General features: G+C 64.8%; 13 protein-coding genes. 11 read left to right on the forward strand and 2 right to left on the reverse strand.

Annotation, left to right across the window (positions count from 1 at the left end; all coding sequences use genetic code 11):
- The first annotated feature begins 235 nt into the window (after positions 1 to 235).
- Together acnA and M6E97_RS15165 are read left to right on the forward strand one after the other, a co-directional pair.
- Positions 236 to 2,968: an aconitate hydratase AcnA gene (acnA, locus tag M6E97_RS15160; RefSeq protein WP_003132952.1), complete on the forward strand. Its 2,733-nt coding sequence runs from the start codon at positions 236 to 238 to the stop codon at positions 2,966 to 2,968.
- A 372-nt stretch (positions 2,969 to 3,340) separates the two neighbouring features.
- Positions 3,341 to 4,906: a methyl-accepting chemotaxis protein gene (locus M6E97_RS15165; protein WP_016253600.1), complete on the forward strand. Its 1,566-nt coding sequence runs from the start codon at positions 3,341 to 3,343 to the stop codon at positions 4,904 to 4,906.
- 37 nt (positions 4,907 to 4,943) lie between these two features.
- Here M6E97_RS15165 and cprA read toward each other — a convergent pair whose 3' ends face one another.
- Together cprA and M6E97_RS15175 are read right to left on the reverse strand one after the other, a co-directional pair.
- Positions 4,944 to 6,101: a cationic peptide resistance protein CprA gene (gene cprA, locus M6E97_RS15170; protein ID WP_003087328.1), complete on the reverse strand. Its 1,158-nt coding sequence runs from the start codon at positions 6,099 to 6,101 to the stop codon at positions 4,944 to 4,946.
- Positions 6,102 to 6,189: 88 nt separating this feature from the next.
- On the reverse strand, positions 6,190 to 6,822 hold the full coding sequence (locus M6E97_RS15175) for an alpha/beta family hydrolase (RefSeq protein ID WP_003105994.1): 633 nt from the start codon (positions 6,820 to 6,822) through the stop codon (positions 6,190 to 6,192).
- Between the two features lie 187 nt (positions 6,823 to 7,009).
- Here M6E97_RS15175 and ccoN (M6E97_RS15180) point away from each other — a divergent pair, with 187 nt between their 5' ends.
- The 9 genes from ccoN (M6E97_RS15180) (at position 7,010) to ccoG (ending at position 15,365) form a co-directional block, all read left to right on the forward strand.
- Entirely contained in the window at positions 7,010 to 8,437 is a 1,428-nt protein-coding gene (gene ccoN, locus M6E97_RS15180) for a cytochrome-c oxidase, cbb3-type subunit I (RefSeq protein ID WP_003087322.1), read from the forward strand.
- Positions 8,438 to 8,447: 10 nt separating this feature from the next.
- Positions 8,448 to 9,056, forward strand: a complete 609-nt coding sequence (gene ccoO / locus M6E97_RS15185) for a cytochrome-c oxidase, cbb3-type subunit II (RefSeq protein ID WP_033938533.1) — start codon at positions 8,448 to 8,450, stop codon at positions 9,054 to 9,056.
- Between the two features lie 5 nt (positions 9,057 to 9,061).
- Positions 9,062 to 9,247 (forward strand): CcoQ/FixQ family Cbb3-type cytochrome c oxidase assembly chaperone, encoded by a 186-nt coding sequence (locus tag M6E97_RS15190; RefSeq protein ID WP_003087314.1) that lies wholly within the window; start codon positions 9,062 to 9,064, stop codon positions 9,245 to 9,247.
- The gene (gene ccoP / locus M6E97_RS15195; RefSeq protein WP_003087308.1) at positions 9,244 to 10,170 is read left to right on the forward strand and encodes a cytochrome-c oxidase, cbb3-type subunit III; all 927 of its coding nucleotides are present in this window, start codon (positions 9,244 to 9,246) and stop codon (positions 10,168 to 10,170) included. The genes M6E97_RS15190 and ccoP (M6E97_RS15195) overlap by 4 nt, the downstream gene beginning before the upstream one ends.
- Before the next feature lie 364 nt (positions 10,171 to 10,534).
- Positions 10,535 to 11,962 carry a cytochrome-c oxidase, cbb3-type subunit I gene (gene ccoN, locus M6E97_RS15200; RefSeq protein WP_003087306.1) on the forward strand — a complete coding sequence of 476 codons (1,428 nt, stop codon included), beginning with the start codon at positions 10,535 to 10,537 and terminating at the stop codon, positions 11,960 to 11,962.
- A 14-nt stretch (positions 11,963 to 11,976) separates the two neighbouring features.
- Positions 11,977 to 12,588 (forward strand): cytochrome-c oxidase, cbb3-type subunit II, encoded by a 612-nt coding sequence (gene ccoO / locus M6E97_RS15205; protein WP_003087303.1) that lies wholly within the window; start codon positions 11,977 to 11,979, stop codon positions 12,586 to 12,588.
- Positions 12,589 to 12,593: 5 nt separating this feature from the next.
- A complete protein-coding gene (locus M6E97_RS15210; protein WP_003087298.1) occupies positions 12,594 to 12,779 on the forward strand; it encodes a CcoQ/FixQ family Cbb3-type cytochrome c oxidase assembly chaperone in 186 nt (61 codons plus the stop codon).
- Positions 12,776 to 13,732 carry a cytochrome-c oxidase, cbb3-type subunit III gene (gene ccoP, locus M6E97_RS15215; protein ID WP_003087292.1) on the forward strand — a complete coding sequence of 319 codons (957 nt, stop codon included), beginning with the start codon at positions 12,776 to 12,778 and terminating at the stop codon, positions 13,730 to 13,732. Before M6E97_RS15210 ends, ccoP (M6E97_RS15215) begins: the two co-directional genes overlap by 4 nt.
- A gap of 217 nt (positions 13,733 to 13,949) precedes the next feature.
- Positions 13,950 to 15,365 carry a cytochrome c oxidase accessory protein CcoG gene (gene ccoG / locus M6E97_RS15220; protein ID WP_003087288.1) on the forward strand — a complete coding sequence of 472 codons (1,416 nt, stop codon included), beginning with the start codon at positions 13,950 to 13,952 and terminating at the stop codon, positions 15,363 to 15,365.
- Positions 15,366 to 15,374 lie beyond the last annotated feature (9 nt).

The raw sequence follows: 15,374 nt of genomic DNA on the forward strand, positions 1-15,374 counted from the left end.
CCCTCGAGCCGGTCTAGCTTGAAGGTTTCGAACAACGCTATCCCAAAGTCTGACTCTCGCCAGCGGCCGGTACCGATGGGATCGGGCCACCGCGCATTACCGAGGTAACGGCACCCTGGCGTCCGCGGACGCCGCGGGTCCCGGGCGAAGCCAGGCACTATCGGCTCGACGACGGGCCTGGCGTCAGGACGAGGCCAGGCCCGCCGCCCCCGGGCCCGCCGTGAGGAAATCAGAAATGCCTGCTTTGGACAGCCTGAAAACCCTTCGCAGTCTCGCTGTGGACGGCAAGACCTACCACTACTACAGCCTCCCGGAAGCCGCCCGGACCCTGGGCGATCTCGGCAAGTTGCCGATGTCGCTGAAGGTCCTGCTGGAAAACCTCCTGCGCTGGGAGGACGGCAGCACCGTCACCGGCGACGACCTCAAGGCCCTCGCCGGCTGGCTCAGGGAGCGCCGTTCCGACCGCGAGATCCAGTACCGCCCGGCGCGGGTCCTGATGCAGGACTTCACCGGGGTGCCCGCGGTGGTCGACCTGGCCGCCATGCGCGCGGCCATGGCCAAGGCCGGCGGCGACCCGCAGAAGATCAACCCGCTGTCGCCGGTGGACCTGGTCATCGACCACTCGGTGATGGTCGACAAGTTCGCCAGCGAATCGGCCTTCGAACAGAACGTCGAGATCGAGATGCAGCGCAACGGCGAACGCTACGCCTTCCTGCGCTGGGGCCAGAACGCCTTCGACAACTTCAGCGTGGTACCGCCGGGCACCGGCATCTGCCACCAGGTCAACCTGGAGTACCTGGGCCGCACGGTCTGGACCAAGGACGAGGATGGCAGGACCTACGCCTTCCCCGACACCCTGGTCGGCACCGACTCCCACACCACCATGATCAACGGCCTCGGCGTGCTCGGCTGGGGCGTCGGCGGCATCGAGGCGGAAGCCGCCATGCTCGGCCAGCCGGTATCGATGCTGATCCCCGAGGTCATCGGCTTCAAGCTCACCGGCAAGCTGCGCGAGGGCATCACCGCCACCGACCTGGTGCTGACCGTCACGCAGATGCTGCGCAAGAAGGGCGTGGTGGGGAAATTCGTCGAGTTCTACGGCGACGGCCTGGCCGACCTGCCCCTGGCGGACCGCGCCACCATCGCCAACATGGCCCCGGAATACGGCGCCACCTGCGGCTTCTTCCCGGTGGACGAGATCACCCTCGGCTACCTGCGCCTTTCCGGGCGTCCGGAAAGCACGGTCAAGCTGGTCGAGGCCTATAGCAAGGAACAGGGCCTGTGGCGCGAGAAGGGCCACGAGCCGGTGTTCACCGACACCCTGCACCTGGACATGGGCGAAGTCGAGGCCAGTCTGGCCGGACCGAAGCGCCCGCAGGACCGCGTGGCCCTGCAGAACGTCGCCAGCGCCTTCAACGAGTTCCTCGGCCTGCAACTGCATCCCTCCAGCACCGAAGAAGGCCGCCTGCTCAGCGAGGGCGGCGGCGGCACCGCGGTCGGCGCCAACGCCGCCTTCGGCGAGATCGACTACCAGCACGACGGCCAGACCCACCGCCTGAAGAACGGCGCGGTGGTGATCGCCGCCATCACCTCCTGCACCAACACCTCCAACCCCAGCGTGATGATGGCCGCCGGCCTGCTGGCGAAGAAGGCGGTGGAGAAAGGCCTGCAACGCAAGCCCTGGGTGAAGAGTTCGCTGGCGCCGGGCTCCAAGGTGGTCACCGACTACTTCAAGGCCGCCGGCCTGACCCGCTACCTCGACGAACTCGGCTTCGACCTGGTCGGCTACGGCTGCACCACCTGCATCGGCAACTCCGGCCCGCTGCTGGAGCCGATCGAGAAAGCCATCCAGCAGGCCGACCTGACCGTCGCCTCGGTACTCTCCGGCAACCGCAACTTCGAAGGCCGCGTGCACCCGTTGGTGAAGACCAACTGGCTGGCCTCGCCGCCGCTGGTGGTGGCCTACGCCCTGGCCGGCAGCGTGCGGATCAACCTCAGCGAGGAACCGCTGGGCACCGGCAAGGACGGCCAGCCGGTCTACCTGAAGGACATCTGGCCGAGCCAGAAGGAAATCGCCGAGGCGATCCAGAAGGTCGACACCGAGATGTTCCACAAGGAGTACGCCGAGGTCTTCGCCGGCGACGAGAAATGGCAGGCGATCCAGGTGCCGCAGTCGGACACCTACGAGTGGCAGGCCGACTCCACCTACATCCAGCATCCACCGTTCTTCGAACACATCGCCGAGGCGCCGCCGGCCATCGCCGACGTCGAGCAGGCACGGGTGCTGGCGGTGCTGGGCGACTCGGTGACCACCGACCACATCTCCCCTGCCGGCAACATCAAGGCCGACAGCCCGGCCGGCCGCTACCTGCGCGAGCACGGCGTGGAACCGAAGGACTTCAACTCCTACGGCTCCCGTCGCGGCAACCATGAGGTGATGATGCGCGGCACCTTCGCCAACATCCGCATCAAGAACGAGATGCTCGGCGGCGAGGAAGGCGGCAATACCCTGTACGTGCCCAGCGGCGAGAAACTGGCGATCTACGACGCGGCCATGCGCTACCAGCAGGACGGCACCCCGCTGGTGATCGTCGCCGGCAAGGAATACGGCACCGGCTCGTCGCGCGACTGGGCGGCCAAGGGTACCAACCTGCTGGGCGTGAAGGCGGTGATCGCGGAGAGCTTCGAGCGCATCCACCGCTCCAACCTGGTCGGCATGGGCGTGCTGCCGTTGCAGTTCGAGAACGGCCAGGACCGCAAGAGCCTGAAGCTGACCGGCAAGGAGGTGCTGAACATCCGCGGCCTCGGCGGCGAACTCAAACCGCACATGCCGCTCAGCGTGGAAGTGACCCGCGAGGACGGCAGCCAGGACAGCTTCAAGGTCCTCTGCCGCATCGACACCCTCAACGAGGTCGAGTACTTCAAGGCCGGCGGCATCCTCCACTACGTGCTGCGCAGCATGCTCTGAGGCAGCGGCGGTACGCGCGGAGGGGTGGCTTCGGCCACCCCTTTTTCATTCCGGCGCCCGGGGCGGCGGGCGCTTCGCAGGGCGAACAACGCCCCTGCGTCATCCGCCGATACCCCGCAGGACCGGCGAATGGCCGCCTCGCGCTTATCCGCCAGGCCCCTCCCCAGCCCATGCGCGCCGCCGGGAATGACACGAAACCGTAACGTATTGACCTCCATCAGCGAATCCGCCATCTATCCGACCACGTGGTCGGTTCTCATGCTTTGGGTCAATAGCTATCTGTTTTTCCTCGTGAAAGCATTCACAAATCCCTCATGTGAAAGGCGTTTTCGCCGATGCAGAGGTAAATGCTTCACTTGTTTTGGAAGGCCCATGCGCAACAATCAACCGATCACCCAGCACGAGCGCGTCTATCCGGCGGAGCAACGCCTGATCACCACCACCAATCTCAAAGGCATCATTACCTACTGCAATGAAGCCTTCATCGACATCAGCGGCTTCAGTCGCGAGGAGTTGATGTCCGCGCCGCACAATCTGATCCGTCACCCCGACGTCCCGCCGGCGGTGTTCGCCCACATGTGGACCACCCTCAAAGCCGGCCGCCCGTGGATGGGGATCGTCAAGAACCGCTGCAAGAACGGCGACCACTACTGGGTCAGCGCCTATGTCACGCCGATCTACGACCAGGGCGCGGTGATCGGCTACGAGTCGGTGCGGGTCAAGCCGACCGCCGAACAGATCCAGCGCGCCGAGGCCCTCTACCGTCGCCTCGGCGCCGGCAAGCCGGCGATCCCCCGGCGCGACCGCTGGCTGCCGGTACTGCTCGACTGGCTGCCGTTCATCCTGATCAGCCAGATCGGCTTCCTCATCGGTATCTGGCTGAACTCCTGGTGGGGCTTCATCCTCGCCGGCCTGCTCGCCGTTCCGCTCGGCCTGGCCGGACTGCGCTGGCAGAAGCGCGGGCTGAAGCGCCTGATGCGGCTCGCCGAACAGACCACCTCCGACCCGCTGATCGCGCAGATGTACACCGACAGCCGCGGCGAGCAGGCGCGCCTGGAAATGGCCATCCTCAGCCAGGACGCGCGCCTGAAGACCTGCCTGACGCGCCTGCAGGACACCGCCGAATACCTCACCGAACAGGCGCGCCAGGCCGACACCCTGGCCCACCACAGCTCCGCCGGTCTGGAACAGCAGCGCGCAGAGACCGAACAGGTGGCCACCGCGGTCAACGAGATGGCCGCCACCACCCAGGAAGTGGCGAACAATGTCCAGTTGACCGCCGACGCCACACAGAAGGCCAACGAACTGACCTCGCGCGGCCGCGACATCGCCGCGGAGACGCGCAACGCCATCCAGCGCCTGTCGGAGTCGGTGGGCGAGACCGGGGCCGCGGTGAGTCGCCTGGCCCAGGACAGCAACGAGATCGGCGGCGTGGTCGATGTGATCAAGGGCATCGCCGACCAGACCAACCTGCTCGCCCTCAACGCCGCCATCGAGGCGGCGCGGGCCGGCGACCAGGGACGCGGCTTCGCCGTGGTGGCCGACGAAGTGCGCTCGCTGGCGCAACGCACCGCGGCCTCCACCGAGCAGATCCACCATCTGATCGCCAAGTTGCAGAACACCGCCAACGATGCGGTACATACCATGGAGAGCGGCCTGCAGCAGGCCGAAGCCGGGGTCCAGCGGGTGCTGGAAGCCGACAGCGCGCTGGTCGGCATCAGCGAGGCGGTCAGCAACATCACCGAGATGACCACCCAGATCGCCGCCGCCGCGGAAGAACAGAGCGCGGTGGCCGAGGAAATCAACCGCAACATCAGCACCATCGCCGCCCTCGCCGAGCAGACCTCCGACGAGGCGCTGCGCACGGCGAAACTGAGCGAGGAACTGACCACCACCGCGCAGAGCCAGTATTCCCTGGTCGAGCGCTTCAACCGCTGAGATCAGGCCGCGGGGAGGAAGCTCCCCGCGCCTGCCGTCACTTGAAGTCCCATTGCATCTGCGCCGGGATGCTCACCGCGCTGGACGACTGCACGCAGACGTCGAGGTAGTCGGTGAAGCGCGGTGGCGCGGAGATCCCCTCCTCAAGCAGACGGCTGTTGTCGAACAGGTAGTTGAGGTCGGCAAAGCCGCTGTACAAGCGCAACGCGCGCAGGACCAGACGCGGATTGGCCGGGCCGATGCGCGACTCGAAGCTCTTCGCCAGTTCCTTGAGGTCGTCCACCTCCACCTTGCGGTAGCGCTCGCCTACCGGCGCCGCCCCGTTGGCGCGGGCGAAGGCCTCGTCGATCTCACCGAAGGTGCAGGCCGCGCGATGGCCGGCGGAGATATGGTAGAGGCTGTGCCCCAGGCACGGCTTCAGCGCCAGGCCGATCAGCGCCTCGGCGCAGTAGTCGACCGGGATCACGTCGATCTGCTCGTCCAGGCCGCAGGTGAAGCTTTCCAGGGCGAAGCCCATGCGGAAGACCCAGAAGATGCTACCGGAGGCCTGGCAGCCAAGGGTACGGTGGCCCACCACGATGGATGGCCGCGCCACCACCAGGGGCAGGCCCGGCAGTTCCTCGCGCATACGCCGCTCGATTTCCGCCTTGGACGCGGTGTAGTCCACCAGTTGCTGCTCCGCCGCCGGGAATTCCCAGGACTCGCTGATCGGCGACTCTCGCTGCGGTCCGCAGCACATCGCGGTACCGACGTGGAGGAAACGCTTCAGTCGCTTCGAACGGCTCAGCACGTCGGCGAAGGCGAAAGTGCCGTCGACGTTGACCGGCCAGATGGTCGGGTTCTTCGAGAACGACGCTACGGCGGCGCAATTGATCACCCGCTCCACCTGCATCAGGCGCGGCGTCTCGCGGGCCAGCCAGGAGGTGTCGAGGAAATCGCCGCAGAGGATCTGCTCCGCCCGCAGTGCCAGGCAGTCGGCTTCGTCGACGCCATGCATCAGCAGGTTGCCGCGCAGGCGTTCGAGCCCCTGCTGGCGGGATTCGGCGCGGACCAGGAAGGACAGGTTGGCGCCGTGCCCGGCGGCGATCAGCTGGGCGGCGACCGAACCGCCGAGAAAGCCGGTGGCCCCCGTCAGCAGGATGCGTTCGCGGGTATCGATAGCGGTGATCTGCTCACCGTCGGCATGCATGTTCATGTCTTCCCCCCTCAGAGAAGTCAGTCGCCCACGCCTCGATGCGAGGGTGGTTGCGCCGCAGCTTATGAGGGGATGCCTTAAGGAACCGTTAATGGCCCTGGAGCCCGCGAAGGAAGCCGGCCACCTCCCGCGCCGTTGCCGCCAGGTGCTGCTCGTGGGTCAGGCCGGAGGCCTTCAGCGGCTTGAGGTCGTGGTCCGCCGCGGCCAGCCAGTGCAGGCGGATCGTCGGCGCCAGCGCATAGCCCGCCACCGCCTCGCGGTTGCCCAGGGCATCGCGCTCGCCCTGGACGATCAGGGTCGGCGTGCGCAGCCCGGCGAGGTGCGCGACCCGCGGCTTCTCCGGCTTGCCGGCGGCGTAGAACGGGTAGCCGAGGCAGACCAGGGCATCCGCGCCCAGCTCGTCGGCCAGCAGGCTGGCCATGCGCCCGCCCATCGACTTGCCGCCCAGGGCCAAGGGCCCGTCCAGGGTCTCGCGGACCTGCGCATGGACCCGCCGCCAGCAGTCGAGCAACTGCGCCTGCGGATTCGGCGGACGCTTGCGGCCGTCCTCGCGGCGCTGGGCCATGTAGGGAAACTCGAAGCGCGCGACGGCGATGCCCTGGGCGGCGAGCAGTTCGGCGATGCGCTCCATGAACGGGCTGTCCATCGGCGCCCCGGCGCCATGGGCGAGAATCAGGGTGGCCGACAGCGAGCCGGCCGGGCGGTTCCATTTCAGCGACAACTTGCCACACCTCGTATGCAGTGGGGGTCGGGAAGCCAATTGATCCCGATCAATATTTCATAACGCCCCATTATCCATGCTTCCTCTCGCTAATTACGCCAATTAGACCAGCCCCAATGGGGGGACGCCCGGCATCCCAACTGCCGGAAAAAGCCATAGCGTATAACCGTGGATGGAAGCCCATAGCATGAGCACCACTAACCCAGAGTCCGCCTATAACTACAAGGTGGTCCGCCAATTCGCCATCATGACCGTGGTCTGGGGCATCGTCGGCATGACCGTCGGTGTCCTGATCGCCGCCCAGCTGGTATGGCCCGACCTGAACTTCGGCTTGCCGTGGACGAGCTTCGGCCGCCTGCGCCCGCTGCACACCAACGCGGTGATCTTCGCCTTCGGCGGTTGCGCACTGTTCGCCACCAGCTACTACGCGGTGCAGCGCACCTGCCAGGTGCGACTGTTCTCCGACACCCTCGCCTCCTTCACCTTCTGGGGCTGGCAACTGGTGATCCTGCTGGCCGCCATCAGCCTGCCGCTGGGCTACACCTCGTCCAAGGAGTACGCCGAGCTGGAGTGGCCGATCGACATCCTGATCACGGTGGTCTGGGTCGCCTACGCGGTGGTGTTCTTCGGCACCCTGGTCAAGCGCAAGGTCAAGCACATCTATGTGGGCAACTGGTTCTTCGGCGGGTTCATCCTCACCGTCGCCATGCTCCACGTGGTGAACAACCTCGAGCTGCCGGTGACCTTCACCAAGTCCTACTCGCTGTACGCCGGCGCCACCGACGCCATGGTCCAGTGGTGGTACGGGCACAACGCCGTGGGCTTCTTCCTCACCGCCGGCTTCCTCGGCATGATGTACTACTTCGTGCCCAAGCAGGCCGAGCGTCCGGTCTATTCCTACCGCCTGTCCATCGTCCACTTCTGGGCGCTGATCGCGGTGTACATCTGGGCCGGCCCGCACCACCTGCACTACACCGCGCTGCCGGACTGGGCGCAGTCGCTGGGCATGGTGATGTCGCTGATCCTCCTGGCGCCGAGCTGGGGCGGCATGATCAACGGCATGATGACCCTCTCGGGCGCCTGGCATAAGCTGCGCAGCGACCCGATCCTGCGCTTCCTGGTGGTGTCCCTGGCGTTCTACGGCATGTCCACCTTCGAAGGCCCGATGATGGCGATCAAGACCGTCAACGCCCTCTCCCACTACACCGACTGGACCATCGGCCACGTACACGCCGGCGCCCTCGGCTGGGTCGCGATGGTTTCCATCGGCTCGCTCTACCACCTGATCCCGAAGGTCTTCGGCCGCGAGAAGATGTACAGCCTGGGCCTGATCAACGCGCACTTCTGGCTGGCCACCATCGGCACCGTGCTGTACATCGCCTCGATGTGGGTCAACGGCATCACCCAGGGCCTGATGTGGCGCGCGGTCAACGAGGACGGCACCCTGACCTACTCCTTCGTCGAAGCGCTGGCCGCCGGCCACCCCGGCTTCATCGTGCGCATGCTCGGCGGTTTCATCTTCCTGCTCGGCATGTTCCTGATGGCCTACAACACCTGGCGCACCGTCAGTGCCGCCAAGCCGGCCGAATACGAAGCCGCCGCACAGATCGCCTGAGGAGCCGAGCATGAAACACGAAATACTCGAGAAGAACGTCGGCCTGCTGGCGCTATGCATGGCCGTGGCCGTGAGCATCGGCGGCCTGACCCAGATCGTGCCGCTGTTCTTCCAGGACGTGACCAACACCCCGGTCGAAGGCATGAAGCCCTATACCGCGCTGCAACTGGAAGGCCGCGACATCTATATCCGCGAAGGCTGCGTCGGCTGCCACTCGCAGATGATCCGTCCGTTCCGCGCCGAAACCGAACGCTACGGCCACTACTCGGTGGCCGGCGAGAGCGTCTGGGACCACCCCTTCCTGTGGGGTTCCAAGCGTACCGGTCCGGACCTGGCCCGCGTCGGTAGCCGCTACTCCGACGACTGGCACCGCGCACACCTGTTCAACCCGCGCAACGTGGTACCCGAGTCGAAGATGCCGGCCTACCCGTGGCTGGTGGAGAACAAGCTCGACGACAAGGACATCGAGAAGAAGCTCGAAGTGATGCGCACCCTCGGCGTGCCCTATACCGACGAAGACATCAAGGGCGCCAAGGACTCGCTGAAAGGCAAGACCGAAATGGACGCCGTGGTCGCCTACCTGCAGGTGCTCGGCACCTCGATCAAGAACAAACGGTGACGGCAATGGATATCGGGACGCTGCGAGGACTCGGCACGCTGCTGATCATGGTCGCCTTCATCGGTCTGGTGATCTGGGCCTACAGCGGCAAACGCAAGAAGAGCTTTGACGAAGCGACGATGCTGCCCTTCGCAGACGATCCCGAAGCCAAAAAGCACGTCGAGCAAGCTTCTAGGAGTAACAAAGAATGACCACCTTCTGGAGTCTGTACATCACAGCTCTTACCGTCGGTACCTTGATCGCCCTGCTCTGGCTGGTCTTCGCCACCCGCAAGGGCGAGGCCAAGGGTACTACCGAAAAGACCATGGGCCACTCCTACGACGGCATCGAGGAGTATGACAACCCGCTGCCGAAGTGGTGGTTTATGCTGTACATCGGCACCATCGTCTTCTCCGTCGGCTACCTGGTCCTGTACCCGGGCCTGGGTAACTGGAAAGGCGTGCTGCCGGGCTACGAGGGCGGCTGGACCCAGGACAAGCAGTGGGAACGCGAGATGAACATCGCCCAGGAGAAGTATGGGCCGATCTTCGCCAAGTACGCCGCCATGCCTATCGAGGAAGTGGCCAAGGACGAGCACGCCATGAAGATGGGCAGCCGCATGTTCGCCACCTACTGCTCGATCTGCCACGGTTCCGACGCCAAGGGCGCCCTCGGCTTCCCCAACCTGGCCGACAACGAGTGGCGCTGGGGCGGTGACCCGCAGAGCATCGAGACCACCATCCTCGGCGGTCGCCACGCGATCATGGCGGCCTGGGGCGACATCCTCGGCGAAGACGGGGTGAAGAACGTCGCCGCCTACGTCCGCACCGAACTCGCCGGGCTGAAGCTGCCGGAAGGCACCAAGGCCGACGTCGAGGCCGGCAAGCAGATCTTCTCGGTCAACTGCGTCGCCTGCCACGGCCCGGAAGGCAAGGGTACCGCCCTGGTCGGCGCGCCGAACCTGACCAACCCCGGCGCGTTCATCTACGGCTCCAGCTACGCCCAGCTCCAACAAACCATCCGCCATGGCCGCCAGGGCCAGATGCCGGCCCAGGAGCCCTACCTGGGCAAGGAAAAGGTGCACATCCTGGCCGCCTACATCTACAACCTGTCGCACAACCAGGGCAGCAACTGACCCCTCCCCCCACCCGCGCCCTCCCGGGCGCGGGTCCTTCCCCCGGTCTCAGACCTTAGTCCCAGGCGGCGCGACGAAGTGTCGCACCAGCGGACGCCTTTCCTACCCTTCCTTTTCAATCGCGTCTAAGCTGCTCTGCATTCGTCCCTCTCCGGCAGAGCGACGGGACACCTAACTTCACCGGCCGAACCCACTCGTCCGGATAGCGCCAGAAAGCCATACGGCCGCCTTGGAAAGCGCTCTGAAGCAGGCATCAAACTGGCGTCGCCCCTGGCCTGGCGCGTTGCAATGCCCACCCGCTTTCTCCATACTTGCCGCCGATTTTTTGTCCCTAAAAAAGTCCATTAACCGTGGAACCCCTAGCATGAGCACAGCAATCAGTCAGACTGCTTATAACTATAAGGTGGTCCGCCAGTTCGCCGTTATGACGGTGGTCTGGGGGGTCATTGGAATGGGTCTCGGTGTCCTGATCGCCGCCCAACTGGTATGGCCCGAATTGAACTTCGACCTGCCGTGGACGAGCTTCGGCCGCCTTCGCCCCCTGCACACCAACGCGGTGATCTTCGCCTTCGGTGGGTGCGCCCTCTTCGCCACCTCGTACTACGTGGTGCAACGTACCTCGCAAGCCCGACTGATTTCAGACACGCTGGCGGCCTTCACCTTCTGGGGTTGGCAGGCCGTGATCGTGGGCGCCGTGCTGACCCTGCCGCAGGGTTTCACCACCTCCAAGGAATACGCCGAACTGGAATGGCCGCTGGCCATCCTCCTGGCGATCGTCTGGATCACCTACGCGATCGTGTTCTTCGGCACCATCGTCAAGCGCAAGGTCAAGCACATCTATGTGGGCAACTGGTTCTACGGTGCCTTCATCCTGGTGACGGCGATGCTGCATATCGTCAACCACATGTCGCTGCCGGTGAGCTGGTTCAAGTCCTACTCCGCCTACTCCGGCGCCACCGATGCGATGGTCCAGTGGTGGTACGGCCACAACGCCGTGGGCTTCTTCCTGACCACCGGCTTCCTCGGCATGATGTACTACTTCGTGCCCAAGCAGGCCGAGCGTCCGGTCTATTCCTATCGCCTGTCCATCGTCCACTTCTGGGCGCTGATCTCCCTGTACATCTGGGCCGGCCCGCACCACCTGCACTACACCGCGCTGCCGGACTGGGCGCAGTCGCTCGGCATGGTGATGTCGCTGATCCTCCTGGCACCGAGCTGGGGCGGCATGATCAACGGCATGATGACCCTCTCCGGCGCCTGGCATAAGCTGCGCACCGACCCGATCCTGCGCTTCCTGGTGGTATCCCTGGCCTTCTACGGCATGTCCACCTTCGAAGGCCCGATGATGGCGATCAAGACCGTCAACGCCCTCTCCCACTACACCGACTGGACCATCGGCCACGTGCACGCCGGCGCCCTCGGCTGGGTGGCGATGATCTCCATCGGCTCGCTCTACCACCTGATCCCGAAAGTCTTCGGTCGCCCGCAGATGCACAGCATCGGCCTGATCAACGCGCACTTCTGGCTGGCCACCATCGGCACCGTGCTGTACATCGCCTCGATGTGGGTCAACGGCATCACCCAGGGCCTGATGTGGCGCGCGGTCAACGAGGACGGCACCCTGACCTACTCCTTCGTTGAAGCACTGGTCGCAAGCCACCCGGGCTTCATCGTGCGCATGATCGGCGGTGGTTTCTTCCTCACCGGCATGCTGCTGATGGCCTACAACACCTGGCGCACCGTGCGTGCTGCCAAGCCGGCCGAATACGAAGCCGCCGCGCAGATCGCCTGAGGAGCCCGACGTAAATGAAGAACCACGAAATACTCGAGAAGAACGTCGGCCTGCTGGCCATCTTCATGGTGATCGCCGTCAGCATCGGCGGCCTGACCCAGATCGTTCCGCTGTTCTTCCAGGACGTGACCAATACCCCGGTCGAAGGCATGAAGCCGCGTACCGCCCTGGAACTGGAAGGTCGCGACATCTACATCCGCGAAGGCTGCGTCGGCTGCCACTCGCAGATGGTCCGTCCGTTCCGTGCCGAGACCGAACGCTACGGCCATTACTCGGTCGCCGGTGAAAGCGTCTGGGACCACCCCTTCCTGTGGGGTTCCAAGCGTACCGGCCCGGACCTGGCCCGCGTCGGCGGCCGTTACTCCGACGACTGGCACCGCGCGCACCTGTACAACCCGCGCAACGTGGTGCCCGAGTCGAAGATGCCTGCCTACCCGTGGCTGGTAGAGAACAAGCTTGATGGCAAGGACACCGCCACCAAGATGGAAGTCCTGCGCAAGCTGGGCGTGCCTTACACCGACGAGGACATCGCCGGTGCACGTGAAGCCGTGAAGGGCAAGACCGAGATGGACGCCCTGGTGGCGTTCCTTCAAGGCCTGGGAACCTCTATCAAGAGCAAACGGTGAGTGTGATGGATATCGGGACTCTGCGTGGACTGGGCACCGTGGTGATCATGGTCGCCTTCATCGGCCTGGTGATCTGGGCCTACAGCGGCAAGCGCAAGAAGAGCTTCGACGAAGCGACGATGCTGCCCTTCGCAGACGATCCCGAAGCCAAAAAGCACGTCGAGCAAGCTTCTAGGAGTAACAAAGAATGACGACCTTCTGGAGTCTGTACATTACAGCTCTCACCCTCGGCACCCTGCTGGCGCTGACCTGGCTGATCTTCGCCACCCGCAAGGGCCAGCGCAGCAGCACCACCGACGAGACCGTGGGCCACTCCTACGACGGCATCGAGGAGTACGACAACCCGCTGCCGAAGTGGTGGTTCATGCTGTTCGTCGGCACCCTGGTGTTCGCCGTGGGCTACCTGGCCCTGTACCCGGGCCTGGGCACCTGGAAAGGCCTGATGCCGGGCTACCAGTCCGCCGACGAATTCGCCGACAAGGAAAAAGGCTGGACCGGCGTCCACCAGTGGGAAAAGGAAATGGCCAAGGCCGACGAGAAATACGGCCCGATCTTCGCCAAGTTCGCCGCGATGCCCATCGAGGAAGTCGCCAAGGATCCGCAGGCGGTGAAAATGGGCGGTCGCCTGTTCGCCTCCAACTGCTCGATCTGCCACGGCTCCGACGCCAAGGGCGCCTACGGCTTCCCCAACCTGACCGACGCCGACTGGCGCTGGGGCGGCGAGCCGGAAACCATCAAGACCACCATCATGGCTGGCCGCCACGCCGCCATGCCGGCCTGGGGTGAAGTGATCGGCGAGGAAGGCGTGAAGAACGTCGCCGCTTTCGTCCTCACCCAGATGGATGGCCGCAAGCTGCCGGAAGGCGCCAAGGCAGACATCGAGGCCGGCAAGCAGGTCTTCGCCACCACCTGCGTCGCCTGCCACGGTCCGGAAGGCAAGGGCACCCCAGCGATGGGCGCTCCCGATCTGACCCACCCCGGCGCGTTCATCTACGGCTCCAGCTTCGCGCAACTGCAGCAGACCATCCGCTACGGTCGCCAGGGCGTGATGCCGGCGCAACAGGAACACCTGGGCAACGACAAGGTGCACCTGCTGGCCGCCTACGTATACAGCCTGTCGCACGGCGAGAAGAGCGCCGAATAAGCGCTCCCCCCCCCACGACCCAGACGGCGCCGGCAACCCCGGCGCCGTTTTATTTTGTGCAAAAGAAAAGCGCGAATGGGACAATACGCGACCAAAAGTCGCACAGTTACCGCAAAAAGCCTGATAGATCAGGCGTATAATCAGTAGGCGTGCAACTATTTTCTGACCCTGTCGGCATGTACCGGCCGGGCGCCCCCCACTGCCGTGGTACGCACTGATGAGCAAACAGATTCCCGTTCAAGACGTCACCCCGCCTGCCAAGGGCGACACCAATAACAACGATCTCTACGCCAAGCGCGAGAAGATCTACACCCGGGCCTTCACCGGTATCTTCCGCCGACTGCGCATGGTGGGCGGTGCGGCGCTCTTCCTCCTCTACTTCGGTACCGTCTGGCTCAACTGGAGCGGCCGCCAGGCCGTCTGGTGGGACCTGCCCGAGCGCAAGTTCTACATCTTCGGCGCCACCTTCTGGCCGCAGGACTTCATGCTGCTGTCCTGGCTGCTGATCGTCTGCGCCTTCGGCCTGTTCTTCATCACCGTGTTCGCCGGTCGCGTCTGGTGCGGCTATACCTGCCCGCAGAGCGTGTGGACCTGGATCTACATGTGGTGCGAGAAGGTCACCGAAGGCGACCGCAACCAGCGCATCAAGCTGGACAAGGCTCCGATGAGCGGCAACAAGCTGCTGCGCAAGACCGCCAAGCACAGCCTGTGGCTGCTGATCGGCCTGGTCACCGGCCTGACCTTCGTCGGCTACTTCTCGCCGATCCGCGAGCTGATTCCCGAGCTGCTCACCGGCCAGGCCGACGGCTGGGCCTACTTCTGGGTCGGCTTCTTCACCCTGGCCACCTACGGCAACGCCGGCTGGCTGCGCGAGCAGGTGTGCATCTACATGTGCCCCTACGCGCGCTTCCAGAGCGTGATGTTCGACAAGGATACCCTGATCGTCTCCTACGATCCGCGTCGTGGCGAGAAGCGCGGCCCGCGCAAGAAGTCCCTCGACTACAAGGCCCAGGGCCTGGGCGACTGCATCGACTGCACGATGTGCGTGCAGGTCTGCCCGACCGGCATCGACATCCGCGACGGCCTGCAGATCGAGTGCATCGGCTGCGCCGCGTGCATCGACGCCTGCGACAGCATCATGGAGAAGATGAACTACCCGAAAGGGCTGATCAGCTACACCACCGAGCACAACCTCAACGGCCAGAAGACCCACCTGGCCCGGCCGCGCCTGATCGGCTACGCCATCGCCCTGGTGCTGATGATTTCCGCCCTGATCACCGCGGTGGTCCTGCGCCCGCTGGTCGGCTTCGACGTTAGCAAGGACCGCGTGCTCTACCGCGAGAACGAACTCGGCCGCATCGAGAACGTGTACAGCCTGAAGATCATGAACAAGGATCAGCAGGACCACACCTACATCCTCGGCGCCAAGGGCCTCGAAGGCCTGACCCTGGAAGGCCGGCGCGAGCTGAAGGTGGCGGCGGGCGACATCCTCAACCTGCCGATGGAACTGTCCATCGAGCCGGAGAAGCTGCCTTCGACCACCAACGAGATCGTCTTCACCATCGAGTCGGCCGACGACCCGAGCATCCATAAAGAAGCGAAGAGTCGCTTCATTGGCCCACGCACCCGTTGAGTAACTTGA

This window comes from Pseudomonas sp. B111, from assembly GCF_026428275.1.
Classification (GTDB): domain Bacteria; phylum Pseudomonadota; class Gammaproteobacteria; order Pseudomonadales; family Pseudomonadaceae; genus Pseudomonas; species Pseudomonas aeruginosa.